26 protein-coding genes are annotated in these 26992 nt (G+C 33.3%); 11 read left to right on the top strand and 15 right to left on the bottom strand.

Features of this window, described 5'->3' with window-relative positions; translation table 11 throughout:
- The first annotated feature begins 18 nt into the window (after window positions 1–18).
- Window positions 19–717 carry a CoA transferase subunit A gene (locus IR213_RS01785; RefSeq protein WP_194310593.1) on the top strand — a complete coding sequence of 233 codons (699 nt, stop codon included), beginning with the start codon at window positions 19–21 and terminating at the stop codon, window positions 715–717.
- A 108-nt stretch (window positions 718–825) separates the two neighbouring features.
- Window positions 826–1485, top strand: coding sequence for a CoA transferase subunit B (locus IR213_RS01780; protein WP_194310592.1), 660 nt, complete (start codon window positions 826–828; stop codon window positions 1483–1485).
- Between the two features lie 90 nt (window positions 1486–1575).
- Here the strand turns inward: IR213_RS01780 and IR213_RS01775 are convergent, their stop codons facing one another.
- From IR213_RS01775 to IR213_RS01755, 5 genes are all read right to left on the bottom strand, one after another.
- On the bottom strand, window positions 1576–3177 hold the full coding sequence (locus IR213_RS01775; protein ID WP_194310591.1) for a fumarate hydratase: 1602 nt from the start codon (window positions 3175–3177) through the stop codon (window positions 1576–1578).
- 273 nt (window positions 3178–3450) lie between these two features.
- Entirely contained in the window at window positions 3451–4890 is a 1440-nt protein-coding gene (locus IR213_RS01770; RefSeq protein ID WP_194310590.1) for a nucleoside recognition domain-containing protein, read from the bottom strand.
- A gap of 72 nt (window positions 4891–4962) precedes the next feature.
- Window positions 4963–5676, bottom strand: coding sequence for a 3'-5' exonuclease (locus tag IR213_RS01765; RefSeq protein ID WP_194310589.1), 714 nt, complete (start codon window positions 5674–5676; stop codon window positions 4963–4965).
- 143 nt (window positions 5677–5819) lie between these two features.
- Complete coding sequence (locus tag IR213_RS01760) at window positions 5820–6290, bottom strand: methylated-DNA--[protein]-cysteine S-methyltransferase (RefSeq protein ID WP_194310588.1); 471 nt, start codon at window positions 6288–6290, stop codon at window positions 5820–5822.
- A gap of 33 nt (window positions 6291–6323) precedes the next feature.
- Window positions 6324–7205: a LysR family transcriptional regulator gene (locus IR213_RS01755; protein WP_194310587.1), complete on the bottom strand. Its 882-nt coding sequence runs from the start codon at window positions 7203–7205 to the stop codon at window positions 6324–6326.
- Between the two features lie 85 nt (window positions 7206–7290).
- Here IR213_RS01755 and IR213_RS01750 point away from each other — a divergent pair, with 85 nt between their 5' ends.
- The gene (locus IR213_RS01750; protein WP_194310586.1) at window positions 7291–7998 is read left to right on the top strand and encodes a class I SAM-dependent methyltransferase; all 708 of its coding nucleotides are present in this window, start codon (window positions 7291–7293) and stop codon (window positions 7996–7998) included.
- Window positions 7999–8176: 178 nt separating this feature from the next.
- On the opposite strand, the gene IR213_RS01745 is transcribed toward IR213_RS01750, so the two are convergent.
- The 10 genes from IR213_RS01745 to hemA all read right to left on the bottom strand — a co-directional run bounded on the left by IR213_RS01745 (window position 8177) and on the right by hemA (window position 17634).
- The gene (locus IR213_RS01745) at window positions 8177–8557 is read right to left on the bottom strand and encodes a c-type cytochrome (RefSeq protein WP_194310585.1); all 381 of its coding nucleotides are present in this window, start codon (window positions 8555–8557) and stop codon (window positions 8177–8179) included.
- A 2-nt stretch (window positions 8558–8559) separates the two neighbouring features.
- Entirely contained in the window at window positions 8560–9555 is a 996-nt protein-coding gene (gene hemB, locus IR213_RS01740) for a porphobilinogen synthase (protein ID WP_194310584.1), read from the bottom strand.
- A gap of 93 nt (window positions 9556–9648) precedes the next feature.
- Window positions 9649–10557: an oxygen-dependent coproporphyrinogen oxidase gene (hemF, locus tag IR213_RS01735; RefSeq protein ID WP_194310583.1), complete on the bottom strand. Its 909-nt coding sequence runs from the start codon at window positions 10555–10557 to the stop codon at window positions 9649–9651.
- 123 nt (window positions 10558–10680) lie between these two features.
- Window positions 10681–12342: an ATP-binding protein gene (locus IR213_RS01730; RefSeq protein ID WP_194310582.1), complete on the bottom strand. Its 1662-nt coding sequence runs from the start codon at window positions 12340–12342 to the stop codon at window positions 10681–10683.
- A 72-nt stretch (window positions 12343–12414) separates the two neighbouring features.
- On the bottom strand, window positions 12415–12795 hold the full coding sequence (locus tag IR213_RS01725; protein WP_194310581.1) for a hypothetical protein: 381 nt from the start codon (window positions 12793–12795) through the stop codon (window positions 12415–12417).
- Between the two features lie 122 nt (window positions 12796–12917).
- Window positions 12918–13469, bottom strand: a complete 552-nt coding sequence (locus IR213_RS01720; protein WP_194310580.1) for a hypothetical protein — start codon at window positions 13467–13469, stop codon at window positions 12918–12920.
- Between the two features lie 130 nt (window positions 13470–13599).
- Entirely contained in the window at window positions 13600–14628 is a 1029-nt protein-coding gene (gene hemE / locus IR213_RS01715; protein WP_194310579.1) for a uroporphyrinogen decarboxylase, read from the bottom strand.
- Window positions 14629–14685: 57 nt separating this feature from the next.
- Complete coding sequence (locus IR213_RS01710; protein ID WP_194310578.1) at window positions 14686–15351, bottom strand: uroporphyrinogen-III synthase; 666 nt, start codon at window positions 15349–15351, stop codon at window positions 14686–14688.
- A complete protein-coding gene (hemC, locus tag IR213_RS01705; protein WP_194310577.1) occupies window positions 15351–16274 on the bottom strand; it encodes a hydroxymethylbilane synthase in 924 nt (307 codons plus the stop codon). The genes IR213_RS01710 and hemC overlap by 1 nt, the downstream gene beginning before the upstream one ends.
- Window positions 16275–16329: 55 nt before the next feature.
- Entirely contained in the window at window positions 16330–17634 is a 1305-nt protein-coding gene (gene hemA / locus IR213_RS01700; protein WP_194310576.1) for a glutamyl-tRNA reductase, read from the bottom strand.
- Window positions 17635–17861: 227 nt separating this feature from the next.
- On the opposite strand from hemA, the gene IR213_RS01695 reads away from it, so the two are divergent.
- The 8 genes from IR213_RS01695 (at window position 17862) to IR213_RS01660 (ending at window position 26954) form a co-directional block, all read left to right on the top strand.
- Complete coding sequence (locus tag IR213_RS01695; RefSeq protein WP_194310575.1) at window positions 17862–18734, top strand: helix-turn-helix domain-containing protein; 873 nt, start codon at window positions 17862–17864, stop codon at window positions 18732–18734.
- A gap of 84 nt (window positions 18735–18818) precedes the next feature.
- Window positions 18819–20300 (top strand): DNA (cytosine-5-)-methyltransferase, encoded by a 1482-nt coding sequence (dcm, locus tag IR213_RS01690; protein WP_194310574.1) that lies wholly within the window; start codon window positions 18819–18821, stop codon window positions 20298–20300.
- Window positions 20297–22042, top strand: a complete 1746-nt coding sequence (locus tag IR213_RS01685) for a DUF262 domain-containing protein (protein WP_194310573.1) — start codon at window positions 20297–20299, stop codon at window positions 22040–22042. Before dcm ends, IR213_RS01685 begins: the two co-directional genes overlap by 4 nt.
- On the top strand, window positions 22039–23181 hold the full coding sequence (locus IR213_RS01680; RefSeq protein WP_194310572.1) for an AAA family ATPase: 1143 nt from the start codon (window positions 22039–22041) through the stop codon (window positions 23179–23181). Before IR213_RS01685 ends, IR213_RS01680 begins: the two co-directional genes overlap by 4 nt.
- A complete protein-coding gene (locus IR213_RS01675) occupies window positions 23174–23992 on the top strand; it encodes a hypothetical protein (RefSeq protein ID WP_194310571.1) in 819 nt (272 codons plus the stop codon). The genes IR213_RS01680 and IR213_RS01675 overlap by 8 nt, the downstream gene beginning before the upstream one ends.
- A 10-nt stretch (window positions 23993–24002) precedes the next feature.
- Complete coding sequence (gene hemH / locus IR213_RS01670) at window positions 24003–25025, top strand: ferrochelatase (protein WP_194310570.1); 1023 nt, start codon at window positions 24003–24005, stop codon at window positions 25023–25025.
- Between the two features lie 32 nt (window positions 25026–25057).
- On the top strand, window positions 25058–26413 hold the full coding sequence (locus IR213_RS01665; protein ID WP_194310569.1) for an MATE family efflux transporter: 1356 nt from the start codon (window positions 25058–25060) through the stop codon (window positions 26411–26413).
- On the top strand, window positions 26400–26954 hold the full coding sequence (locus IR213_RS01660; RefSeq protein ID WP_194310568.1) for a CopD family protein: 555 nt from the start codon (window positions 26400–26402) through the stop codon (window positions 26952–26954). The genes IR213_RS01665 and IR213_RS01660 overlap by 14 nt, the downstream gene beginning before the upstream one ends.
- Window positions 26955–26992: the final 38 nt, after the last annotated feature.

Genomic DNA, 26992 nt, shown 5'->3' with positions numbered 1-26992 from the left:
AGGGTTAAAAAACCCAATATGATCAACAAAAAAGTTAACAACGTACAAGAAGCACTCCAAGGAATCGAAAACGGAATGACCTTAATGCTGGGTGGTTTCGGATTGTGTGGCATTCCCGAGAACTCCATTGCCGAACTCGTCAAAAAAGGAACCAACAATCTCACCTGTATTTCTAACAATGCCGGAGTCGATGATTTTGGTCTTGGATTGCTTTTGCAAAAACATCAAATAAAAAAAATGATTTCTTCCTACGTGGGAGAAAATGCTGAATTCGAGCGCCAAATGCTTTCCGGCGAACTCGAAGTAGAACTTATTCCGCAAGGAACTCTGGCCGAACGTTGCCGTGCCGCCCAATCTGGAATTCCTGCTTTTTTCACACCAGCCGGTTTCGGAACCGAAGTGGCCATTGGCAAAGAAACCAGAGAATTCAACGGAAAAATGCACGTGATGGAATTGGCTTTCAGAGCTGATTTTTCCATTATAAAAGCTTGGAAAGGCGACACGGCAGGAAACCTCATCTTCAAAGGAACAGCCCGAAATTTCAATCCTTGTATGGCTGGCTCCGCCAAAATTACCGTCGCCGAAGTCGAAGAATTAGTCGAAGCCGGAACATTAGATCCTAACCAAATTCACATTCCCGGAATCTTCGTGCAACGGATTTTTCAAGGCGAGAATTATGAAAAAAGAATTGAGCAGAGAACAGTTAGGAAAAAATAGTGTTCAGTAATCAGTTTTTTAGTATTCAGTTCGAAAAGACTTAAATGACCTTATATTCCTTATATGTTTAATAACTTAATGATTCTTAATGGTTCAAAATATAAAATCATGGCTTTAGATAAAAATCAAATTGCAAAACGCATCGCCCAAGAAGTCAAAGACAAATACTTTGTAAATCTCGGAATTGGCATTCCAACTCTAGTGGCAAACTACATCCCAAAAGGAATTGACGTCGAATTTCAAAGCGAAAACGGCGTTCTGGGAATGGGGCCTTTCCCTTTTGAAGGCGAAGAAGACGCTGATTTAATCAACGCCGGAAAGCAAACCATCACTACTTTGAAAGGAGCTTCTTTCTTTGATTCGGCGATGAGTTTCGGAATGATTCGTGGACAACACGTCGATTTGACGATTCTTGGTGCAATGGAAGTTGCCGAAAACGGAGATATTGCCAACTGGAAAATCCCCGGAAAAATGGTAAAAGGAATGGGCGGTGCGATGGATTTAGTCGCTTCAGCTGAGAACATTATCGTGGCTATGATGCATGTTAACAAAGCCGGAGAATCAAAAATTCTTAAAAAATGCACTTTGCCTTTAACTGGCGTTGGTTGCGTGAAAAAAGTAGTTACTGAACTAGCCGTTTTAGAAGTAACTCCTAAAGGCTTTAAACTCTTAGAGCGCGCACCAGGCGTTTCTGTAGAACACATCATTTCTTCCACAGAAGCCACTTTAATTATTGAAGGCGAAATTCCGGAAATGGTCATTGATTAGACTTTAAAAAAAATAGCCACAGATTCACAGATTATTTTAAATTTTTAAAATCCGTGAATCAGTGGCTCAATAAAAATTTGCGTCTAAACTTTATAAATTTTCAAAGAAATCATTGCCTTTATCATCCGTAATAATAAAAGCAGGAAAATCTTTAATTGTAATTTTTCGAACGGCTTCCATCCCTAATTCTTCAAAATCAACAATCTCAACGGAAAGAATATTTTCCTTAGCCAAGATAGCTGCTGGCCCTCCAATGGAACCCAAATAGAATCCACCATATTTTTGGCAAGCCTCTTTTACTTCTTTGGTTCTGTTTCCTTTGGCAAGCATTACCATACTTCCACCATTTTTTTGGAATTCATCTACATAAACGTCCATTCTTCCCGCTGTTGTAGGCCCAAAACTTCCCGAAGCCATTCCTTCCGGTGTTTTTGCAGGTCCTGCATAATAAATGGGGTGGTTTTTAAAGTATTCCGGCATTGGTTTACCCGCATCCAATAATTCCTTGATTTTGGCGTGGGCAATATCACGAGCTACAATCAAAGTTCCGTTTAGTTTCAAACGTGTTTTGATTGGATATTGTGATAATTTTTTAAGAATGTCGGCCATTGGTTGGTTCAAATCAATTTCGACAGCAGGTTCTAAATGTGGTGCTGTTTCCGGCAACAAACGTTTGGGATTCACTTCCAATTGTTCTACAAAAATACCATCTTTGGTAATTTTTCCCTTGATATTTCTATCGGCTGAACATGAAACTCCCAATCCAACTGGACAAGAAGCAGCATGACGCGGCAAACGAATCACACGAACATCGTGCGTGAAATATTTACCGCCAAATTGTGCTCCAATTTGACTTTCTTGGCAAATTAACTGTACTCTTTTTTCCCATTCTAAATCACGAAAAGCCTGACCAGCCATATTTCCAGATGTTGGCAAATGGTCAAAATACCCTGCAGACGCTTTTTTAACCGTAGCTAAATTCGCTTCTGCGGAAGTTCCTCCGATCACTAAAGCCAAGTGATATGGTGGACAAGCTGAGGTTCCCAAATCCATTATTTTGGCTCGAACGAAAGCATCCATTGATTTATCATTCAATAACGATTTCGTTTGTTGGTATAAATAGGTTTTATTGGCAGATCCACCGCCTTTTGCCAAGAACAAAAACTCGTAAGAAGCTCCTTTTTTGGCATAAATATCTATTTGCGCCGGAAGATTCGAACCTGAATTTTTTTCTTCGAACATACTGATGGGTACAATTTGGGAATAACGAAGATTTCTTTCTTGGTAGGTGTTAAAAATCCCTTTTGAAAGCCATTCGGCATCATCGACTCCCGTGTATACATTTTCACCTTTTTTAGCCATTACAATCGCAGTTCCGGTGTCTTGGCAAGAAGGCAATTCTCCTTCAATGGCCACAACTGCATTTTGCAATAAATTATAAGCAACAAAACGGTCGTTATCAGTAGCTTCAGGATCATCAAGAATGGCTCTTAGTTTTTCTAAATGTGCTGTTCGCAACATAAAAGAAACATCTTTCAATGCTTCTTGTGCCAACAATTCCAAGCCTTTTGGGTCGATGGTCAAAATTTCTCTGTCACCTAGTTTTTCGGTTTTTACAAAATCGGAAGTGATTTTGCGGTATTGGGTGTCGTCTTTTAAAATTGGATAAGGATCCTGGTATATGAAGTCCATAATTTGAGATTATTTTTAGAATGCCAAATATAAGAATAGTAGAAGAAATTTGTTGCGATTTATATGAACTTATGGTTTAGAATTGTTATAAATTATTTAAAAGAAAATAAATTAAAACGACTAAAATTACTGTTACTATTAATCCCAAAATCTCATTATCTTCTTTAGCAACATCCTCAATCTTCTTATCACCTCCATAATAAATCCACATACAAATGTTACCGACCTATAAAAAAATTAACTTTCTTAATAAATGATTCATATTTTTCTGTTCTAAAAAAACCAACTCGCCACAAAAATTGCCGTAATTACACAAATCAAGTCAACTATAAGCATCGTTCCTAAAGCGTATCGGGTGTTTTTTATATTAACTGAACCAAAATAAACCGCAATCACATAAAAAGTGCTTTCGGCACTGCATTGAAAAATACTGCTTAGTCTTCCAGTCATTGAATCGGCGCCAAATGTATTCATCGAATCTATCAAAAACCCTCTTGATCCCGCAGAACTAAAAGGTCTTAGTAATGCGACCGGCAAAGCATCGGTGATTTCTTTACTTACTCCCATATTAGAGAAAGCAAAAGCAACCCAGTTGCTGATAATTTCAAACAACCCACTGTTTCTGAACAAAGAAATTGCCACTAACATTCCTAAAACATATGGAAAAATAGTTACACCTGTTTTAACACCATTATTGGCTCCTGCTACAAAAGATTCATAAACAGTTGTATTGGCTTCTGTGAATTTTTTCTCCTTGATAAACGAAAATATCAAAGTAAAAACAATAATTCCTACTAATATTAACGCTGAAAGATTAGCCGTAAAATAGTTTTTACCTATTAAATCCAGATGGTTTACATACATTAACAAACCAACAATTGCAGCAATTAACACCATTAATGTTATTACTAAAGAAGCACTTTTGAAATTAATTTTTTGTTTAATTCCAACGATAAGAAAAGCAGCAATTGTACCAATAAAAGAGGTGATAATACATGGCAACATCACATCGGCAGGGTTGCTTGCATTGGCTGCGGCACGGTAACCAATTATAGAAGTTGCTATTAAAGTTAAGCCTGATGCGTGTAAACAAAGGAACATAATTTGGGCATCGCTCGCTCGATCTTTGTCGGTATTCAGTTCCTGCAAACTTTCCATAGCTTTTAATCCGAAAGGTGTCGCGGCAGAATCCAATCCCAAGAAGTTTGCAGCAAAATTCAAGGTCATATAGGAAATCGACGGGTGATTTTTGGGAATACTTGGAAACACTTTTACGAATACCGGACTCAATCCTTTTGCTAATTTTTCAGAGGCTCCAGAAATGATTAAAAGCTCCATCAAGCCACAGAAAAAAGCCAAATATGCCATAAGCGGCAAGATTAAATCAAGTAAAGTGCTTTTGCAAGTGGGCAATAAACCATCAGATTTTTGAACACCACTAAAAATTTTGACGGTTTTATTTTTATAGACATAGGTTGTATCGGCATTTAGCGTGTCTCTATTGATAACAAAGGTTTTTTCTTGAGATTTATTGATGCTGTCTTTTATAAAAGCAGGAATCTGATCGATATATTTTTCAGAAATTAAAATAGGATCGTCTTTTTTTCCGTTTAAAACATGGTCAATTGTATAACTGCTACCAGAAAACAAACTGAAAATCACAAATACAATTGAAGAAATGAAAATTACCAACCAAAATCTACTCAATACCATAATCTATAATTTTTGTAAATGTAATAAATGAATTGCAATCTCAAATGGCAATTGCACTGTCAATAAAGAATCTTAAACGTGAATAATCTCTTCCTCAATCAACAAATCTTCCCGTCGAAGTCTAAGGAAAATCTGTGCCACGGCAATGGTGTCTTTCTCACAATAGGTTACGATTCTGTCAATATCTTTTTCCACATAAAAAACGTGACCTACTTGACTACCGTCAATATCGCCTTTAGGAGAAGGGATTCCGAGTACTTTGCACATTAATTTTAAGGAAGTATAATGTTTATAATCGCCAAATTTCCACAATTCTAAAGTGTCTAAATGTGGAATTTCCCAAGGCTTTTTTCCAAATAAATTGAGTTTATTGGGAATGGCAATGTTGTTGATAATCATTCGACGGGCGATAAAAGGAATGTCGAATTCTTTGGCATTATGTCCGCACAAAACGTTTTGTGGCTGGTTGAAATAATTGTTCAAAAGATTGATGAAATCGTGCAGAATTTTCTTTTCGTCACCAAAAAAAGAAGTCACACGAAAATTCCGAATATCTCCTTTAATGGTAAAATAACCAACAGAAATACAAACAATTTTTCCAAATTCGGCCCAAATTCCGGCTCGTTCATAAAAATCCTCGGGAGTGTATTCGTCTTTGCGTTGGTATTGGGTTTTGTGCTCCCATAGTCCCTTCATTTCATCATCCAAAGAATTGAAATCGGCTACTTCCGGAACGGTTTCGATATCAAGAAATAGAATGTTGTTGAGGTTGATTTTTTCTATCATAAGTTAAATATTGGGACCCTGATGAAGCGGATTTTCATTTGTTACGAATAACACGAATTTACACAAAAAAATGTTAGTCTTTGTAAATTGAAAGTAATTATTTACGAATATAAAGAAATTCGTGCTAATTAGTGGCAACTTTTTTAAAACAAACTTTGTTGTGTCGTAGGATTTTCTTGTTCCAACAACCATTTTTTTCGCCATAAACCTCCAGCATAACCCGTGAGCGAACCATCAGTTCCAATAACTCTGTGACACGGAATTACAATCCATAATGGGTTTTCTCCATTGGCCGAAGCCACGGCACGAATCGCTTTGACATCTCCCAATTTCTTGGACAATTGCAAATACGACATTGTTTTTCCAAAAGGAATTTCTAGTAACCCTTTCCAAACTTTTTGCTGAAATTCAGTTCCGGCAGGATTTAATTTAAAGGTGAAATTGATTCTTTTTCCATCAAAATACTCGTTGAGTTGGGAAACGGCTTCTTGTAGAATAATTGGAATTGTTGCTGAAGTTTCTCCTTCATCGGTAACAGAAATTAAGGAAATGCCATTTTCATCGCCAACAATTTTAGCGATTCCTAAAGGTGTTTTTATCTGACAATTTTTCATTAGATAAATATACTAAAATAAATTGTAAAGCAGCTATTGCTGTTTTTTAATTAAAAAATCAATCGCTTTTTGAGCAATTTCAGACTGATGTTCTCTTGGTGTAACTAACAAAATGTCCGTAAAAAGATTTACTGATTTTATTTCAATATATCCTATTTCGGGATAATTGTGACTTTTTAAAATATTAGTTGGAACAATCGAAACTCCTAACCCGTTTTTGACTAATTGTATAATCGAAGAAATGTTATTCGACTCATGTACAACTTTTGGTACAAAACCAAAATGAGCACAGATTTCTAATAAGTTATTATAATACTGAGGAGAATAATCTTTGTTAAAAAAGACAAATGTTGTTTCATCTAAATTTTTGATTTCCTGTTCAGATTGGATTGGATATAGATTTTTGTTGAACACCAATGAAAAACTATCTTTGAACCAAAGTTGGGCAGCTATTTTGTGCGAATTTAAAGGCGCACGAATAATACCTAAATCAATTTTAAATTCTTCTAACGCTTTGATTTGTTTTACAGTGGGCACTTCATATAATCGAAAATTTACAAAGGGATATTCCTTTGACAAAAATTGAATTAAAGTCGAAATGTCTCCTGAAAATGTTGAACTTACGTAAGCAATTCGAAATTCTCCACTTTGATTTTCACTTATTTGTTTGGTTTTTATATTGATGCGTTCTATGTTTCTAAATACTTCTCGCATTTCTTTTTCATAAAATTTTCCAGCTTCGGTAAGAGCAACACGTTTGTTATTGCGCTCAAAAAGTTGCGCTCCAATCTCGATTTCTAATTCTTTGATTTGGCGACTCAGTGGTGGTTGCGAAATAAATAATTTTTCTGCAGCACGAATAAAGCTCAACTCTTCGGCAAGTTTCAAGAAATATTTTAAATGTCGCAATTCCATAAATACTTTTTTAGTATTAAACAATGACAAAATAAGCATTTTTAAGTCATATATAAAAATTATAGGTTTGTAAAAAATAAGCATCATGAAAAAATCAACAGTTACAGAAATTAGAGAACGCTTCGATAATGAGGTAGAACGTTTTTCGAACATAGAAACTGGTCAGGTCGCTACGATAGACGCAACACTTTCTTTGGAACTATTAACTTCCGCTGCAAAAGCAATAAATCCAAATGCAACGTCCCTTTTGGATTTGGGATGCGGAGCTGGAAATTACAGCTTAAAAATGTTATCAAAATTGACAAACTTAAATTGCACTTTGATAGATTTAAGTCAAAATATGTTGGATAAAGCACAACAACGAGTTGCAGAAGTTACTTCTGGAAATATAAAAGCAATACAAGGCGACATTCGAGACGTGCAGTTACCAAAAAATCATTTTGATATTATTTTGGCAGGTGCAGTTTTACATCATTTGAGAGAAGATTCAGATTGGGAATTTGTTTTTAAAAAATTATTTGACTGTCTAAAACCAGGTGGTTGTTTGATGATTTCTGATTTAATTTTTCAAGAAAATTCATCTGTCAATGAATTGGTTTGGAAAATGTATGGCAGTTATTTAAAGCAACAAGGAGGCGAAAAATACCAACAGAAAGTTTTTGATTATATTGAAAAAGAAGATACTCCAAGGTCAATGAATTATCAATTAGATTTAATGAAAAAGATAGGCTTTTCGACAACGGAAATTTTACATAAAAACAGTTGCTTTGGTGCTTTTGGTGGTATAAAATAAAAAACTAAGAACGTCAAGATATTGGTTTCTACAAAACACAAAACCATTCGGGAAAGCGAGTGGTTTTGTGTTTTTTAGTCCTGATGGAAGCGACATCCTTTGTGGCCGGAGTTCAACCGCAAAGATAAAGCGGATAGCAGGAATAGCTCCTAATCCTTCGACAAACTCTGGAAAACAATTATTTTAAATGTGAATAAACATAGGCTTCCAAGGCTTTTAATTCTTCATCCGAAAAAGTCTTTGTTACAGCAAAATTAACTTTCATCACTTCATATTGCGTTGGATCAACTATGGGTTCGCCTTCGCCTTTAAGGAATGTAACCATATCGCCGTTTTTGTCTTTGTAGATTTTGGCAATGTCTTGCAAACTTGGCCCAACGAGTTTTACATCTGGCTTGTGACATGCAACGCAAGCGCCTTTTCCTTCAAAAATTGCCTTCCCTAACTCTTCGGGTTTTTGAACTTCGGTTGTGGTTTCGGGTTTTCCAAAGGATTCTTCGCTCTCTTTTTTACAAGATATAAATGTTAAAACAGCAAATAGAAATAGAACTTTTCTCATATTTATTTATTTAATATAATTGATGCTTCTTTAGCAAAATAAGTCGAAATTAAACTTGCTCCAGCCCTTTTTATACACATTAATTGTTCCATCATAATCTTGTCATGATCGAGCCAACCTCTTTCAGCTGCGGCTTTAATCATGGCATATTCGCCAGAAACGTGGAAAACAGTTACAGGAACATTTACAGCATTTTTAACTTCGCGAACGATGTCAAGATACGCAATTCCAGGTTTTACCATTACCATATCGGCACCTTCTTCAACATCCATCAAGGCTTCTTTGATGGCTTCGATGCGGTTGGCATAATCCATTTGGTAGGTTTTTTTGTCTTTTGGAACGACTATATCTGCATCTTTTGGTGCACTACCTAAAGCATCACGAAATGGACCATAAAATGCCGAAGCATATTTGGCCGAATAACTCATGATACCCACATTTTGAAATCCTGCCGCATCCAATCCTTGGCGCAAACGCAAAACGCGCCCGTCCATCATATCCGAAGGAGCTACAAAATCAGCACCAGCCTGGGCGTGGGAAACAGCCATTTTTACCAAAGCTTCATTGGTGGCATCGTTGGCAACATCACCGTTTTCAATGATTCCGTCGTGACCATAAATGGAATAAGGATCGAGAGCTACATCAGGCATTACAATCATTTCTGGACAGGCTGTTTTGATGGCCTTGATGGCTCGCTGCATTAATCCATCAGGATTCCAAGCCTCTTTTCCTGTATTGTCTTTTAGGGATTCATCCACTTTTACATAAATATTTACGGCGCAAATTCCTAAAGCAAAAAGTTCTTTGACTTCTTCAACGGTTAAATCAATCGAACGACGGTAAATCCCAACCATGGATGGAATTTCTATTTTTACATTTTCTCCTTCTGCAATAAACATCGGGAACATAAAATCACTTGGACTTAATGTAGTTTCGCGAACTAAACTTCTAATGGATTCGTTTTGGCGTAATCTTCTGCCTCTTTGTAGTGGGAACATAATGATTTTTGATTTAAGATTAACGATTGTCGATTTTTGATTTAAAAACAAATGAGTGATTACAGAAAATCTGAAATCAGAAATTGTTAATCATCAATCTGCAATCCAATTTTTGGGATTCTCTAATACTTCTACTAATTTTTCTTCTTCACTTCCTTTTTTAGGATGATGGTCATAAACCCACTGAACGTGTGGCGGCAAACTCATTAAGATACTTTCGATTCTGCCGTTGGTTTTTAAGCCAAACAAGGTGCCTTTGTCGTGCACCAAATTAAACTCCACATAACGACCGCGACGGATTTCCTGCCAAGTTCTATTAGCTTCCGAATATAATAATTTTTTTCTTTTTTCGACAATTGGAACATATGCTTCCAGAAAACTGTTACCGACTTCGGTTACAAAGTTGAACCAATTTTCCATTGACATTTGCTCATTTGCTTTGCAATAATCAAAAAACAGACCGCCAATTCCTCGCCCTTCATTGCGATGCGCATTCCAAAAATAAGCATCACATTGTTTTTTATATTTTGGATAAAACTCAAGATTGTGTTTGTCGCAAGCAGTTTTACAGGTTTGGTGAAAATGTTTTGCATCTTCCTCAAACAAATAGTAAGGCGTTAAATCTTGTCCGCCACCAAACCATTGCTGAATCACTTTTCCATCATCATCGTACATTTCGAAATAGCGCCAATTAGCATGAACCGTTGGCACCATTGGACTTTTTGGATGCAAAACCAAACTCAATCCACAGGCAAAAAAATCAGCCTCTCCAACGTTGACTAGTTTTTGCATACTGTCCGGTAATTTCCCGTGAACTGCCGAAATATTGACGCCACCTTTTTCGAAAACAGCTCCGTTTTCTATCACACGTGTTCGTCCGCCTCCGCCTTCTGGTCGTTCCCAAATATCCTCACGAAATTTAGCTGTCTCATCAGTATCTTCCAATCCTTTGCAGATTTGGTCTTGAAGGTTTTGTATGTATTGGTAGAATTTGTTTTTCATTTTAAGTTAAAAGCGTTTAAATTATTTTTTAACAATTGTTTCTAAAACGCTATAAAACAATGATTTAAAAATAAAAGTGACTAAAAAGTGACTAAAAAATGACTAAAAAGTGACTAAAAGTATTTAAATTAATTCCCAATAATATCCAGGTGTACACTTTATTTTTCCCTCCTTCCCTAAGGAAAAAAGAAAATTAGCTACCTTCTTTTTCTTTTTCTCTTCTGTAAGTACAGCGGAAAGTTTTGGAATAATTAAATTGTCTATTTTATCACGTTTTGTTCTTCCGAATTTTCTAAGATACTCTAATATCATATCTTTAAAGTGTGAATCATCAAAACTTCGATTGGCTAAATATTCAACTTTTAAGCCTTCATCATTTGTAGACTCAATAATATTATATGACAAATAAATATTAGGTCTTCTGCCTTCAACACACTTTAATTTTTTTAGATGTTTAAATTCATTTTCCGAAATTTCTTTGTGTTTTTGAACTTTATCTAACAGAATGATTTCGTCTAAACCTAAATTTGAGTTTTTGATAATAATTTTAGCAAAATTTTCATCTAAAATTTTACCGGTTATAGTCACTTTTACCTTACTATCCTCAAAATTATAATCCGGAAGTGGAAAAAAACGTTGCTTCTGAAAGTTAAAGATTTTTCGAATACCTCCTCCTTGGGTTTCAATCATATCCAAATTTTTCATTGCTTCAACTAAAAAAGGATTCCGATACACTTCTTCAGGGGTGTCGTTTAAAACCACATCCTCAACTGACTTTGGCAAAAAAGAACCGTAATTAGAAAACACTAAATGATCATCTTCAAATTCAACAACATTGATTCTTGCACCTTTAGCATAGTCCTGATGTGCAATAGCATTGTTTAAAGACTCCCTTATTATAAATGGCTCATACCTTAAAACTTCATCCGGAAACAATGTGCCGTCACGTAAATAGCGGTATTTTAAATTTCTAATCTTTTTATAAACTTCATCTACAGATAATAAAAAAGGAATAGAAAATATCTCAAAATCTTTATCTTGATTATCAATCGTTTTTAGATTCCATCGAATTTTCACAGAAGAACCTAAATAATGTTCTGATTCATCTTTCCCTAAAAGAATTAGAGCTGTTCTAGTTATCTTTCCTTTAATCGTAAGTTTGGCTTTATTTAAAAAATCCGCATCATTCCAATTGTCAACATCGTCTGAATATTTAGGATTTCGTTTTTTAAATTCAACTCTAGCTTTTTTTAAGGCCTCTAAATCTAAATCTTCTAAAGTTGCTTCTTGAATAATTACTTTAGACCAATCATCATTAATCTGAACTTGTTCAAGAATTGCATCCAATCTTGCTTTGGTCATCTCAACCAAATTATCATCTATTCGTTGCCAAGTTTTTTTATGAGCATAAACCGGTAACCTGAATTGATGTTTTGGGATATGGAATATCCAAACCGTTTTTTTTGTGTCAGATGTAATGAATTCTTGAACACTAAATGCTTCAACATTTAGATTCGTAAGATTCCCATTAATTCTAAATCTGATATTCTCAATTGTATAACCATAGAAATCTTGAATCCCAACAATATTCAACGTTTTGTCTTGAATTCCAATTACCAAATTTCCGCCTTGCATATTTGCTATAGCAGAAACATAGGAAATTATATCATTACCGGCACTTCCTGAAACAGAATTTTTTAAAGACTTAAATTCTTTCCACTCGCATTTTTCATTTTCGATGGGATAGTTTGTCTTTAAATAATCGTGTAATTCTTTTTCAGTCATTGTTTTGGTGTAATTGTAATTACAAATATAGAAAAGCAAATTTAGTTTTCAATTCAGTCAAATTTTCAAATCCTATAAATTTGCTTTTGCAGCAGCTATTTTATTAAATATTTCAAACGAAAAAGTCTTACTTTCCAATTGAATATAATTATAAATTGCAATGGCTTTTTTTGAAAAATCGTATTGACTTTCTTTTGAAAGTGCCATTAAAAAATCAGCAAATATTTCGAAATGATTCCAGTCAAAATGAAGACGATCCAAATGGGAAATCAATTGCTTTTCATCAAAATCATTCAACGTTTCAATATTCATCCCCAAATCTTTTAACTCATTTTCAAGAGAAAGTAAATCTTCTAAATTCCAAAATTTAGGCACAAAAGTAAGTGAATGCAACACTTTTAAAATGTTGTCAATTCGAATACTTTCCTGATCTCGTAAGCCTTTGTTGAGCATTTTATTATTTTGTGTATCATCCTGCAAGGTTTTTTTCCAAACCTTGTAGGTGTTCCTTATAGGTCGATATTTTCAAATATACCTACAAGGTCAAAAAAAGACCTTGCAGGATGAAAAGTAACCTATTCAAAAGTATACTTTTCAGTTAAAACATCATTTTTCTGATTGTGGCAAAATATGAAGTTTTCTAAACCTCCAAACAATCTTAAAACTTCTTCTCTTTCAATTTTTGTTTCCTTATTTGAAATTAAAGCCTGATAAGATGAATACTTATAATCCTCAAATTTTAAGTCTAAATGATGCTTCGGATTCAAATGAACATAAAGTATTAATTGTTTTAAATACTCTTCATCGTTGAGTTTTATTCTCTTGAAATGTTTTTCAAAAAGACTACCTGTCCTATCAATATCCTTATTAAAAGCTTTTACATAGGAATTAAAAAAATTAGAAAATGCCTGTGTTACTGTTTTTTCTTCTTCATTTAATCTAACAACCAAATGAAAATGATTACCCATCAAGCAATACCCAAATATTGAAATTTTACCTAATAGATATTTTGAAAATTGTTTTAAAAAGAAACTTTTGTTTTCATCGTTTTCAAAAATCAAACAGCCATTTATTCCTCTGTTGTAAATATGATAATAACCGTCTTTTTCTAAAACTTCTAATTTCATAGTTCTAACAATTAGCTACTTTCTCCTACAAGGTTTTTTTTAAACCTTGTAGGTATTCCTTTTAAGATGATATTCCACCAACATACCTACAAGGTTTCAAAAAAAACTTGCAGGACATTCAGTAAACTACCTACTTTTGTCTATACTCCTTCACCGCATCGATAAATGCTTTTGCGTGATCTACAGGAATATTTGGTAAAATTCCGTGGCCTAAATTGGCTATATATTTATCTTTTCCGAATTCGTCAATCATTTCGTGTACCATTTTCTTGATGACAGGAATTGGAGAAAGCAATCTTGATGGGTCGAAATTTCCTTGCAAAGTGATGTTTCCACCTGACAAATAACGTGCATTTCTTGGCGTACAAGTCCAATCTACTCCAAGTGCAGCAGCTCTACTTTTTCCCATTTCGCCAAGCGCAAACCAACATCCTTTTCCGAAAACAATAACTTGCGTTTCGTCTGCCAAAGCTTCCACGATTTGGTTGATGTATTTCCAAGAGAATTCCTGATAATCCACTGGTGAAAGCATTCCTCCCCAAGAATCAAAAATCTGAATGGCATCGCATCCTGATTTTACTTTTTCCTTTAAATATAAAATGGTTGTGTCGGTAATTTTTTGCAATAAAGTATGTGCTGCAACTGGGTTTGAGAAACAAAATCCTTTGGCTGTGTCAAAACTTTTTGATCCTTTTCCTTCTACTGCATAACAGAAAATCGTCCAAGGCGAACCTGCAAAACCGATCAACGGCACCTCATCATTCAGCATCTCCTTGGTCAATTTTATAGCCTCAAAAACATAGCCTAAAGTTTCATTTACATCTGGAACAAAAACCTGGTTTACTTGTTCCATCGTGCGAATTGGATTTGGGATAATTGGGCCCAAATTGTCTTTCAATTCCACGTGAATTCCCATCGCTCTTGGCACAACTAAAATATCCGAGAATAAAATTGCCACATCAGGTCCAATTCTACGAATGGGTTGCACCGTGATTTCTGCAGCCAATTCTGGCGTTTCACAACGGGTGAAAAAATCATATTTATCACGCAGTGCTCTGAATTCTGGTAAATATCTTCCGGCTTGACGCATCATCCAAACGGGTGGACGCTCAACTGTTTCTCCTCGTAATGCTTTTAAAAATAAATCGTTCTTTATCATTTTAGTTTTTTATTTAAATACCTGACAGGTTTTTGAAACCTGTCAGGTAAAAATCAATTATTTAAATTCTTCGATTACATCCTCAATCACATTTTCAACCGAAGGCTGATCTGCGACTATTATATTTCTTGTTATTGTTTCTAATGAGCTTGCCGTGGTTTCGCCAATGCAAAAGCAAATTTCGTTTTTTATTTTGTTATCCTTCAAATAACTTTCCACTCCCGATGGACTAAAAAACAGAATTCCATCGACTGGAGTTTTTATTTTTTGTGGTGTTAAAGTCGTTTCATATACTTGAATTTCATTGAAATTGACTTTTGCAGCTTTCAATGCTTTTGGCAAAGTTTCCTTTCGCAAATTTCCACTGAAAAAAGTAAAACTTTCATTGGAATAAATCAAAGTGATGATTTCTGCCAAATCAGAAGCATAATCAACGTAAACATCAACATTAAAACCATTTTCTTCCAACAATGCTTTGGTTTTTATACCAACACAAAACACAGTTGCAGTTTTTAATGCTGAGCATTTTGGATGAAGCAATATACTTTGAGCTGCATTTAGACTGGTAAAAATCAAATTGTCATTAATTCCTTTTAAATCAAAATCCGAGTTTTCGGTTTTGATAAAATTGGCTTCAGTTACTGAAAAACCTGCATCCAATAAAGCTTGCTTTTGAGAATTCAAAAGTATTTTTGTGGATAGAATGGTGATGGAATTTTGCATTACTTCTTCAAACTTTCCTTAATACTTTTCATCAACTCTTCTCCGCCTTTTTTTAAAATTTCGTCAGCACAGTTTTTTCCAAAATCTGTCCAATTGTCTAATGAAACAGTTCTCTCTATCTCCAGTTTTTCTTTTCCGTCGATGGAGAATAAATTCCCAACAAAATGAATTTCGTTGTTGTTTATTTTTGCCAAAGCTCCAATTGGAGCCGTACAACCACCTTCGAGGGTTTTTAGAAATTGTCTTTCGATTTGGGTGCAAATTTCGGTTTCCTTGTGATTTAATTTGGCGACAGCCTCTTTGCAAAAATCATCATTTTGCATCGCAACAATTACCATTGCGCCTTGAGCAGGAGCAGGAATCATCCAATCTAAATCGATAAAATCAGTTGGTTTTAAGTTGATGCGTTCAAGTCCGGCAGCGGCAAAAACAGCTCCGTTCCAATCGCTATCGTTCAATTTTTGCATTCGAGTATTCACGTTTCCGCGTAAATCCACCACTTTATGATTGGGATATTTATGAAACCATTGCGCTTGACGACGCAAACTTCCGGTGGCAATTGTTCCGTTTCCTTCAAGAAAATCGAGGTTCCCTTTGTGAACTAAAATGTCCAAAGTATTGGCTCTTTCGAGAACCGCCGCTTGAATAATCCCAATTGGCAAAGCCGTTGGCACATCTTTCATCGAATGCACAGCAATGTCAACTTGACCATTTATCATAGCAATGTCGAGCGTTTTTGTAAAAATTCCTGTGATTCCGAGTTCGTAAAGAGGTTTGTCGAGAATGATGTCGCCTTGGGATTTTACGGCAATAATTTCGGTTTTATAGCCTAAATCGTTTAATTTTTTTTGGACTGTATGCGCTTGCCAAAGTGCTAATTCGCTATCGCGCGTTCCAATTCGAATTGTTTTGTTTGAATCCATTAAACCTTTTCTTTTTTATAAACCGTAAAGATATTAAGGTTCGTTCAGATTTTTACTATGATAAGGTAATTTTGTATTTTTCTTCGGCGATTGAGATTTCTTTTTTGGGAGTTGAAAAGCCAATTTGAAATACTTTTTCAATAAATTCTATGCTTTCATCAACCGAAGTATTTTCGTCTTTTAAGTGACTGGCAAAATGATTGGTGATTTTTTGAATGATTCTGGAACCAATTAATTCGGCTTGTTCTTCATCAAAATCAGATAATTTTTTACGTTGAAAAGTCAATTCTCCGGCTACAATATCACTCAGTTTTGCTTTCAATGCTTGAATTGTTGGCGCAAATTTTCGGCCATTCATCCAAATATTAAGCTCTAATTTCATATCCTCGATAATGGCTTCGGCAGCAGGAATATGCTGTTTTCTTCTTTCGAGAGTTTCATCGGTCATTTGAGACAAATGATCCATATGAATTAAAGTTACCTCTTTTAAATCTTGGACATTAAGGTGAACATTTTTTGGAATGGACAAATCCAAAATCAACATTGGTTTTTTTAGATTCAGAATAGCTTTGTCAATCGTTGGATTGTGAGCTCCGGTTGCCACGACTAAAACGTCAGCTTTTTGTAATTCTAAATGTAAATCCGAATAATCTTTTACAACTAAATTAAGTTTTCCAGCCAATATTTCGGCGGTACTTTTAGTTCTGTTTATTAAAGTTATTTTTTCGTTTTTGGTGTGTTTTACCAAGTTTTCGCAAGTGTTTCTGCCTATTTCTCCTGTTCCAAAAAGCAGAATGTTTTTATTTCCAATATCCTCAACGTTTTTCATTATATATTGAACGGCTGCGAAAGAAACTGAAGTTGCTCCTGAGCTAATTTCAGTTTCGTTTTTGATTCTTTTGCTGGTTTGAATAACCGTATTGACTAATCTATCTAAAAAAGCATTGACTAAACCCAAAGATCTAGACTCTTCAAAATTTGATTTTATTTGGCCAATAATTTCGAAATCTCCAAGAATCTGACTGTCTAAACCTGTTCCAACACGAAACAAATGATTGATGGCTTCTTGGTTTTTATAAACAAATCCTACTCTTTGAAATTCTTCAACGGTACCGTTGCTGTTTTCTAAAATCAATTTTATTAACTGGAAAGGATGTTCTGCATATCCATATATTTCGGTGCGGTTGCAGGTAGATATTATGACTAAACTCTCTATTCCACTTGCTTTGGCTTGAAGTAATGCGTTGGTTTTTGCATTGGCATCCAAACTGAATTTCCCTCTAACTTCCGCATCAGCTTTCTTGTAACTCAACCCAATGGAGTAGAAAGTTTTATGTTTTGATAAATTTAGATTTTCCATAAATAATCTTTTTCTGATATGCTTGACAAATTTAGAACTAAGGTTTCTATTAAAGTAACGCTGAAAGTACTATTTGTATCGCTGAATGATTTTTTGTTGATAAATATAATTTCTCTCGTAAAAAACACTATTTTTGTAATGAAATTAGGCTTTTATAAAACAAATGTACTAGTTTATTATAAACAAAAACCTGATAATTATCATATTTACTAATAAAAAATGTCGCAATGAGTTCTCGAGATATTATAACAATTGAAGATGACTTTACCCTACTTCGTTTCGAAAACGACAGTGATGAAGTTTTTTATACCCAGCGTGAAGTTAAAAGTGGATTAATCCAATTTCATTTTGGGTTGAAGGGAAAAGCCAAATTTATTTTCAACCAGGGAAATTATGCATTGGACTTAAGAGAAGAGAAATCTTTGTTATTATACAATCCGCAAAAAGAACTACCGTTAAACTTGGAAATAGAGCCAAATTCTTGGGTGATTTCCGTTATTATTTCCATCCAAAAATTTCATAATTTATTTTCTACCGAAGCCAATTACATTACTTTTTTGAGCGAGGACAACAAAGACAAAAAATATTATAAAGAAGGGGATATCAGTCCTTCAATGGCAATTGTTTTAAGTCAATTGTTTAATTATAATTTGCACCCATCAATAAAAAACCTGTATTACAAAGGAAAAGGTTATGAATTATTGAGTCTTTATTTCAATCGAACCGAAGATTCAAATGCGGAACAATGTCCGTTTTTGATTGATGAAGAAAATGTATTGAAAATTAAAAAAGCCAAGGAAATTATTCTTGCCAATATGGCTGAACCTCCAGGATTACAAGAGTTAGCAGATGAAATAGGTCTGACTTTGAAAAAACTAAAAATGGGCTTTAAACAAATTTACGGTGATACCGTTTATGGATTCCTATTTGATTACAAAATGGATTCTGCCCGAAAATTATTGAACAGTGGATCTTATAATGTAAACGAAGTAGGTTTAAAAATTGGCTACAGCACCGGAAGTCACTTTATTGCTGCTTTCAAGAAGAAATTTGGAACCACACCGAAAAAATACTTGATGGCCATTAATCCGAATACGTAAAAAATAACACTTTTTAAAATTCAACTTTATTAAATAATTCCGTATTTTTGGGCAAAAATAGTCCAAAATATAAAAGTTAAATATATGGAATTTACTTTTGGTGAATACATTAGACAAAGAAGAAGTGAGTTAGGATATCCTTTAAGAAAAGTCGCTTCTCATATTGATATTGATCAATCCGTTCTTAGTAAAATTGAAAAAGACGAAAGACCCTTTAATATAGATCAAATAGATAATTTATCTTCAATCTTACAAACTGACAAAACAACTCTTCTAAATTATCACTATTCTAACAAAATTGTTGATGATTTAAAAGGATATGCAAATTACGAAGAAGTTTTAAAAATTGTTAAAACTCAAATCAAATCTTATCTTTCACATCAATTCTCAGACCAAGAAGAAAAAGATTGGAGACAGAAACAATTTTCAAATCCGAATGCGGTAGTTAAAATTGGAACAATGTTTTCAGGAATTGGAGGAATCGAATATGCATTTAAAAGATTAAATTTAAAAACGGATATTTTATTTGCAAGCGATATTGATAATTTTGCTAAGCAAAGTTATTTTGCCAATTATAATATTACTGAAGACAAATGGTATAATGATGTCAAAGATATAGACGGAACAAAATATAGAAACAAAATAGATTTATTGGTAGGCGGAAGCCCATGCCAATCCTTTTCAATGGTCGGAAAAAGGAAAGGGTTTGAAGACACGAGAGGAACACTTTTTTACGAATTTGCAAGAGTTGTAAAAGAAAGTCAACCTAAAGTTTTTATTTTTGAAAACGTAAAAGGTTTACTCAACCACGACAAAGGAAATACTTTTGAAACAATCAAGGCAACCTTCGAGGAATTAGGATATAAGTATTATGTCCAAATATTAAATGCTAAAAATTATGGAATCCCTCAACATCGTGAAAGAGTATTTATTATTGGATTTAAAGGGAATTCCGTTCAGTTTAAATTTCCTGAAACCATCCCTTTGGAACATAAAATGCAAGATTTTTTAGAAGATTATTCCGAGAGCAAGTATTATTTAAAGGAAAAAGGGGTAAAATTTGTTACAAGTTCAAAAAACAGAAGTAAACGTTACACTCAAATAAATGGAAATATCGCTCTTTGTCAAAAAGCAAACCAACAGTTTAATTGGCATGGTGATTTTGTTTTTGAGGAGCAAAATGAAAGTGCTTTCAATGAATTTATATTTGATGTTAATGAAGTGGAGGAAAAATATTATCTTTCAGAAAAAACAAAAGACTATGTTTTGAGTTCAGGAACCAAAACATTTAAAACTTCTGTAAAAACTGACCTTGAAATAGCTAGACCATTATTACAAAGTATGCACAAAATGCATCGTTCTGGGGTAGATAATTATGTGACTCATACTGGCAGAATAAGAAAATTAACCCCTAAAGAATGTCTGCGTTTAATGGGTTTTAGAGATGATTTCAAACAGGTTGTGAGCGACACTCAAATGTATCGACAAGCAGGAAATAGTATTGTTGTTGATGTACTAATTGCTTTATTAAAACAAATGGATATAACAAAATTCGCAGAGAAATGAATAAGGTAAATATTAATGGTAATGATTACGAAATTTTAGATGTTTTAGAAAAAATATCTATAGCCGATTCCTTTGTTTTACCTTCAAATAAAATAGGAAGTGGTAGTGGTGAAGCAAAACTATATGTTGGTCAAGTTGGAGATAAGTTGAAATCTTTTTTTGGAGAAAGAGGCTTTGAAATAAATTGCTTCCTATCTAAAACAAACTTATTAAGATACTTAAACAGTGTTTACAGTGAATATTTAGAGCCAAACCAAGCTTATAGATTAAAAGAAAAATTACCTTTAAAATGGGAAGAAAGGAAAGCTGAAGTTATTTCTAAAGAGGTATTTATTCATTTTATCGCTAAAGATCAAAATCAAATTGATGGCCCAAGATTATACATTAATTCAACTAATAGTAATTTAGTAGAGAATAATTATTTATTATTAAGAAAACTACCTTTACCTATTATCACTCATTTAAATATATATAAACTTAAAAATACTATAACGGAAAACATTAATTATTTTTTCTGTTTGTTCTTAAATGGAGTTGAAGTGAATATATATGAAGAATTGGATGAAAACTTAATAATTGATTCTGAATATGAGAGATTAATTCCAGTATCTGAAGACATTATAGAAATCGAGGAAGAATTAGGAAATGAATTTGAAGAAACAACAAAAGAAATTAAAATACCCTTTGATCCAAATAAAATAAAAGTACGAACAGATAGTTCATCAATAGGGCAAATAATTGAAGATTTGGAAGCTGGAGTTATTAATATGAATACTGAGTTTCAAAGATTGGCAGGTTTATGGGATATTGGGAAAAAGAGTAGGCTTATAGAGTCACTAATTTTAAAGCTACCAATTCCAGCATTTTATTTCAATGAAATGGAAGAAAACGACCTCGAAGTTGTTGATGGTCTGCAAAGAATAAGTACAATTAAGGAATTCATTGTTTTAAAAAATAAATTTAAACTGGTTAATTTAGAGTTTCTTCATGAATTAGAAGGACTAACTTTTAACGAATTACCTTCAATTTACCAAAGAAGAATTAAAACTTTTCAGATTACAACTTATGTTATCGAAAAAGGAACTCCTGATGAAGTTAAATATAATATTTTTAAGAGAGTAAATACTGGAGGTCTATCTTTAACTCCTCAAGAGATTAGACACGCGATAAATCAAGGAAGACCATCAAAATTAATTGCTGAATTAGTATATAAAAATTCTATTGAAGGAAAAAGTTTTCATCGAGCGACAGATGGTAAAATGTCTGAAAGTAAAAGAATGGAAGATAGGGATTTTGCAAATAGATTTGTTGCTTTTTATCTTAATTCTTATGAAAATTACAAACCTGATTTAGACACCTTTTTAAATACTGGAATGTCTAAAATTAAAGAAAAATCAGAATCAGAAATTATAAAATTAAAAGAGGATTATATTAAAGGCTTGAACTTGTCATTTGATATTTTTAAAAATGATGCCTTCAGAAAAAGATTTAATAAAAATGACAGTAGAAAGCCCATAAATAAAGCACTTTTTGAAGTTTTAACGGTTTCTTTTGCAAAACTGAATAATAATCAAATACTTGAACTTAAAAATAAGAAAGATGTTTTTAAAAGAAAATTTATCGAATTACACAAAAACATTAACTTTTTGAGGTCAATATCTACAGGTACAGCTCAAAAAGAAAATGTTTTTAGAAGATTTACAGAAATTGAAAGAATAATTAAAGAAACATTAGAAAGATGATTAATCAAATTAGAATTATAAATTTCAAATCGCACAAAGACACAGATTTAGGTTTAGGCAACTTAACTATCCTTTCTGGTCAAAATGGAGTTGGTAAATCTTCTGTACTGCAATCATTATTGTTGTTAAGACAAACTAATCAAAAAAACAGATTAGATAAAATTTTAGATTTAAACGAACCTTTATGTAAAATTGGAAAAACTAAAGATGCAATTTATTTATTACCTAATGAAGAATATGAAAATGAAATTCACTTTGTTCTTAAAAATGAAAAACAAGAATATCCTTTCAGTTTCGATGCAAAGGAACAAAATGACTATTTAGCTAGAACTGGTGATATATCAGATTCTGATGGTTATGAAAATTTAAATTTATTTCAAAATTCTTTTCAATACATAAGTGCATTAAGAAATACAGATTATCGAAATAGAGATTATGAGGTAAAAGAATTAAATCAAATTTCATATGAATTAGGAAAAGGAGAATTAGTTGCTCAATTTTTATTTGAATATGGAAAAAGATTAAAAGTTTTACCCGAATTGATGCATGAAGATGAAGAAGATCCTTTTTTATTAGCACAAGTCTCAGCTTGGGAAAGAGAAATAAGCACCGGTGTTAATATAAATGTTAAAGAAAATGGAGGTATTTATGACATTAAATATAGTTTTAATACCAAAAGTGAATATGGTGAAACCGATGAGTTTTCAAAAGATAATGTTGGATTTGGATTGTCATATGCTTTACCTATAATTGTTGCTGTTTTATCTGCTTCTATAGATTCTTTAATTATAGTTGAAAATCCAGAAGCGCATATCCATCCATACGGAATATCTAAATTAACCGAATTGATTTGTTTAGCCTCACAAGCAGGAATACAAATTATTGTGGAAACACATTCTGACCACATAATCAATGGAGCTTTAGTTCAATGTAAAAAATTTGAAACTTCAAAAGAGACAAAAGGAATAAACAAGAATAATCTAAAAATGTATTATTTAGATAGAGATGAAAAAGAACATAAAACATTAGTTAATTATTTACCAGTTTTAAATGGAGGTAAAATACAACGACCTCCAAAAGGTTTTTTTGATCAATTAGATAAAGATATGAACTCTTTAATGGGAATTAAATATGAATAATAAAGTAAATTTATTTATTCTAATTCCTGAATCTAATCCGAAATTTAATTGGATTTGTAATCTAGACATATTAATAGATGAGACAAATGCAATTACATATTTGAAGAATTTAGAACTTTATAAAAAATCTATAAATCTTGAAAACTATAATGGATACTATGATGAAAATTCTTTTTTAGAATTAGTAAATCATTTTGAAATTTTAGATGATTATTTTTACCCGAATAAATTAAAAAGAAAGCTGATTTCTCTTTATCAGGATTTCTCTGATTGGAGAGGAAATAAAAAACAAATTAGTGAAAATATTTATCAGATTTTTAATCAAAATATAGAAAACCATACTCTCTGTGAAATTTCACAAAGAAAACATAATGTTTCAGATGAAAATTTTGCTTTATTAAATCACATTTTTATAAATAATAATCACATTGAAATTACAATAAATCAAGAACACAGCAACACTTTTGAAATACTCTCCGATGAATCACAATTAATAAATTGGTTTACCGAAAACAGAATTCCACAAAGAAAATTTCAAGCCATTCAAAAGCACGACATAAGAAAACCTCTTTTTAGAAATGGTGAATGGCGTTATCCGTTATATAGAAGTAGTATCAACCCTCAAGATATTTTAAAAACAGCAATTGGGCTAACTAAAAAAGAGCTTTTTGGTTATGACTCTAATAAAAAAATGTTCATAGTGTTTAAGTATGAAAATGTTGAACATGAAAATCAATATCATGGATATCACGTAGAACTAGATTCTGACGAAGTCAATTCAGTAATAAAAAATAAATTGTTATATAAATAAGAAAGAAATAATGAAAGGAGTATTATTAGTAAATTTAGGTTCGCCGGAAAGCCCAACAGCAAAAGATGTAAAACCATATTTAGACGAATTTTTAATGGACAAATACGTGATTGACGTTCCGTATTTGTTGCGAGCGTTATTAGTTCGTGGAATAATTCTTCAAACAAGACCTAAAAAATCAGCTGCTGCTTATGCTAAAATATGGTGGGATGAAGGTTCTCCTTTAGTGGTGATTTCTAAAAGAATGCATGAAAAAGTCAAAAAATTGGCTAAGATTCCCGTTTCATTGGCTATGCGTTATGGAAAACCATCCCTTTTATCTGGATTACAGGAATTACATGACAAAGGAATAGACGAAGTATTGCTTTTTCCATTGTATCCGCAACACGCGATGGCTTCAACTACGACCATTTTAGAATTAGCGGAAGACTTGCGTAAAAAACATTTTCCGGAAATGAAATTTACAATAGTTCCTGCTTTTTATAACAAGCCCGATTATTTAAAAAATCTTGCCGATTCCATTAAATCCCATCTTGAAGGCTTTGAATATGATCATTTATTATTCTCGTATCACGGAATCCCGGAGCGTCATATTCGCAAAACTGATATCACTAATTCACATTGCAAAATTGATGGTTCTTGTTGCAACACGCCTTCACCAGCACACGAATTTTGTTACCGTCACCAATGTTATGAAACTACAAAACAAGTAGTGAAACTTTTGGGAATCCCAGAGGGGAAATACAGCCAAACTTTCCAATCTCGCTTGGCAGGAGACAAATGGCTTACGCCTTACACGGATGTTGAAATAAACAAAATGCCGGAGAAAGGAATCAAAAACCTAGCGGTTGTTACACCAGCTTTTGTTTCGGATTGTTTAGAAACATTGGAAGAAATTGCAATGGAAGCCAATCACCAATTCAAGGAACACGGAGGAGAAAATTTTATGGCAATTCCTTGTTTAAATGATGATGACGAATGGTGTAAAACGGTAGCAAATTGGATTGAAGAATGGTCAAACCCCAAATCATAATAAGAAGCTAAAAATAAATAATTTTTACTTTAATGGCGGTTACTGCTGAAGAATTAGGAACGCTTGATATAAAAAAACTCTTGATAAATCAGGCAGTTCCTGCTTCTATTGGGATTTTATTTATGTCGGTAAATGTTTTAATAGACACCATTTTTGTAGGTCAATGGATTGGTTCAATAGCCATAGCCGCATTAACTGTAGTTTTACCAATTACCTTTCTGATTTCTTCTTTGGGAATGGCAATTGGTGTAGGAGGAGGTTCTGTTCTTTCAAGAGCTTTGGGGGCTAATAATAGAGAAAAAGCATTGTCAACCTTTGGCAATCAAATTATGATGACGTTGCTCTTAGCTGTGTTTTTTGTTTTAGTTGGTCTTTTCTTTAGTGATAAAATGCTGCTGCTTTTTGGCGCAAAAGGAGCTATTATGGTGCCTGCAAAAGAATTTTTTATTCCAATTATTATCAGTGTACCATTTTTAGCTCTTTGCATGATGGGCAATAACATCATTAGAGCAGAAGGAAAGGCTAAATTTGCAATGATAGCAATGATTGTTCCTGCATTTTTTAATATAATCTTTGATATTATTTTTATTAAATATATGAATTTAGGAATCTTTGGCGCAGCATTGGCGACAGCCATTTCCTACTTTATGTGCTTTTTGTTTGTCCTTTGGTTTTTTATTTTTAGAAGTGAATTAAACCTCAAAATACATCATTTCGAATTTAATTTCCCTATTATAAAAGAAATCACTAAACTGAGCATTGTAACTTTCTCCAGACAAGGTGTTGTGAGCATCTTAGCGATAATTATAAATCACAATTTATATGCTCATGGAGGTGAAAACGCTATTGTTGTGTACGGAATTATCAGCAGAATGTTAATGTTTGCTTTATTCCCAATTCTGGGAATTACACAGGGATTTTTGCCGATTGCCGGTTTTAATTATGGTGCAGGAAATTACGAACGTGTAAATAAAAGTGTAACAATTTCTATTAAATATGCAGCTATTCTGGCAACACTAACTTTTATTGTAATTTTTGTTTTTGCAAAACCAATAGTTACCATTTTCACAACAAACCCGAAAGTTATTGCAGATACACCCGAAGCGTTGCGTTGGGTTTTTGCCGCCTCGCCGATTATTGCCATACAATTAATTGGCGCTGCCTATTTTCAGGCTGCGGGAAAAGCAAAAAAAGCATTGTTACTAACTTTAAGCAAACAAGGATTTTTCTTAATCCCTTTAGTCCTTATTTTACCTAATTTTATGGGCATCTTCGGCGTGTGGATTTCTTTCCCAATTGCTGATGTTTTGTCAACCATATTAACAGGTTTTTTTCTAAAAAAAGAAATGAATTCGCATTTAATAAATACCAACGATGGAATATTATAATTACCTGAAATCTCTTCACCTCATCTTTGTAATCACTTGGTTTTCCGGACTTTTTTATATTGTTCGCTTGTTTGTTTACCAAATAGAAGCCAACGACAAACCTTCACCAGAAAAGGAAATTTTGCAAAAACAATATAAAATAATGACCTATCGATTATGGTATATCATCACTTGGCCAAGCGCAGTTTTGGCCAGTATTTTTGCGTTTTGGATGTTGCTGTTTACCGATATTGGTAACGCTTGGTTGCAAATGCCTTGGATGCACGTGAAACTTGGCTTCGTTTTTGCGCTGTATTTATACCATTATAAATGCCATAGAATATTCAAAGAATTGCAAAACGACGAAGTAAAATACTCGACAAATTATATGCGTTTGTGGAACGAAGGGGCTACAATTATCTTATTTGCCGTAGTGTTTTTGGTCATTCTGAAAAACGCCGTGAACTGGATTTATGGAGTTGTCGCAATTATGCTTTTTTCGGTTTTTATTATGCTTGGTTTTAAGTTTTACAAAAGAATTCGAGAAAAAAACAACTCCTAAATATGTTTAAAGGCTACAAGATATCGATGCTTTCCTTA

Origin of the sequence: Flavobacterium soyangense, from assembly GCF_015277675.1 — a bacterium.
Lineage (GTDB): Bacteria > Bacteroidota > Bacteroidia > Flavobacteriales > Flavobacteriaceae > Flavobacterium > Flavobacterium soyangense.
This window is presented reverse-complemented; position numbering and strand designations above follow the sequence as displayed.

What these genes read in the sequence shown, in the direction of transcription:
- IR213_RS01785 (WP_194310593.1), top strand. Translation starts at nt 19, where the DNA reads ATGATCAACAAAAAAGTTAACAACGTACAAGAAGCACTCCAAGGAATC.
- IR213_RS01780 (WP_194310592.1), top strand. Translation starts at nt 826, where the DNA reads ATGGCTTTAGATAAAAATCAAATTGCAAAACGCATCGCCCAAGAAGTC.
- IR213_RS01775 (WP_194310591.1), bottom strand. Translation starts at nt 3,177, where the DNA reads ATGGACTTCATATACCAGGATCCTTATCCAATTTTAAAAGACGACACC.
- IR213_RS01770 (WP_194310590.1), bottom strand. Translation starts at nt 4,890, where the DNA reads ATGGTATTGAGTAGATTTTGGTTGGTAATTTTCATTTCTTCAATTGTA.
- IR213_RS01765 (WP_194310589.1), bottom strand. Translation starts at nt 5,676, where the DNA reads ATGATAGAAAAAATCAACCTCAACAACATTCTATTTCTTGATATCGAA.
- IR213_RS01760 (WP_194310588.1), bottom strand. Translation starts at nt 6,290, where the DNA reads ATGAAAAATTGTCAGATAAAAACACCTTTAGGAATCGCTAAAATTGTT.
- IR213_RS01755 (WP_194310587.1), bottom strand. Translation starts at nt 7,205, where the DNA reads ATGGAATTGCGACATTTAAAATATTTCTTGAAACTTGCCGAAGAGTTG.
- IR213_RS01750 (WP_194310586.1), top strand. Translation starts at nt 7,291, where the DNA reads ATGAAAAAATCAACAGTTACAGAAATTAGAGAACGCTTCGATAATGAG.
- IR213_RS01745 (WP_194310585.1), bottom strand. Translation starts at nt 8,557, where the DNA reads ATGAGAAAAGTTCTATTTCTATTTGCTGTTTTAACATTTATATCTTGT.
- hemB (WP_194310584.1), bottom strand. Translation starts at nt 9,555, where the DNA reads ATGTTCCCACTACAAAGAGGCAGAAGATTACGCCAAAACGAATCCATT.
- hemF (WP_194310583.1), bottom strand. Translation starts at nt 10,557, where the DNA reads ATGAAAAACAAATTCTACCAATACATACAAAACCTTCAAGACCAAATC.
- IR213_RS01730 (WP_194310582.1), bottom strand. Translation starts at nt 12,342, where the DNA reads ATGACTGAAAAAGAATTACACGATTATTTAAAGACAAACTATCCCATC.
- IR213_RS01725 (WP_194310581.1), bottom strand. Translation starts at nt 12,795, where the DNA reads ATGCTCAACAAAGGCTTACGAGATCAGGAAAGTATTCGAATTGACAAC.
- IR213_RS01720 (WP_194310580.1), bottom strand. Translation starts at nt 13,469, where the DNA reads ATGAAATTAGAAGTTTTAGAAAAAGACGGTTATTATCATATTTACAAC.
- hemE (WP_194310579.1), bottom strand. Translation starts at nt 14,628, where the DNA reads ATGATAAAGAACGATTTATTTTTAAAAGCATTACGAGGAGAAACAGTT.
- IR213_RS01710 (WP_194310578.1), bottom strand. Translation starts at nt 15,351, where the DNA reads ATGCAAAATTCCATCACCATTCTATCCACAAAAATACTTTTGAATTCT.
- hemC (WP_194310577.1), bottom strand. Translation starts at nt 16,274, where the DNA reads ATGGATTCAAACAAAACAATTCGAATTGGAACGCGCGATAGCGAATTA.
- hemA (WP_194310576.1), bottom strand. Translation starts at nt 17,634, where the DNA reads ATGGAAAATCTAAATTTATCAAAACATAAAACTTTCTACTCCATTGGG.
- IR213_RS01695 (WP_194310575.1), top strand. Translation starts at nt 17,862, where the DNA reads ATGAGTTCTCGAGATATTATAACAATTGAAGATGACTTTACCCTACTT.
- dcm (WP_194310574.1), top strand. Translation starts at nt 18,819, where the DNA reads ATGGAATTTACTTTTGGTGAATACATTAGACAAAGAAGAAGTGAGTTA.
- IR213_RS01685 (WP_194310573.1), top strand. Translation starts at nt 20,297, where the DNA reads ATGAATAAGGTAAATATTAATGGTAATGATTACGAAATTTTAGATGTT.
- IR213_RS01680 (WP_194310572.1), top strand. Translation starts at nt 22,039, where the DNA reads ATGATTAATCAAATTAGAATTATAAATTTCAAATCGCACAAAGACACA.
- IR213_RS01675 (WP_194310571.1), top strand. Translation starts at nt 23,174, where the DNA reads ATGAATAATAAAGTAAATTTATTTATTCTAATTCCTGAATCTAATCCG.
- hemH (WP_194310570.1), top strand. Translation starts at nt 24,003, where the DNA reads ATGAAAGGAGTATTATTAGTAAATTTAGGTTCGCCGGAAAGCCCAACA.
- IR213_RS01665 (WP_194310569.1), top strand. Translation starts at nt 25,058, where the DNA reads ATGGCGGTTACTGCTGAAGAATTAGGAACGCTTGATATAAAAAAACTC.
- IR213_RS01660 (WP_194310568.1), top strand. Translation starts at nt 26,400, where the DNA reads ATGGAATATTATAATTACCTGAAATCTCTTCACCTCATCTTTGTAATC.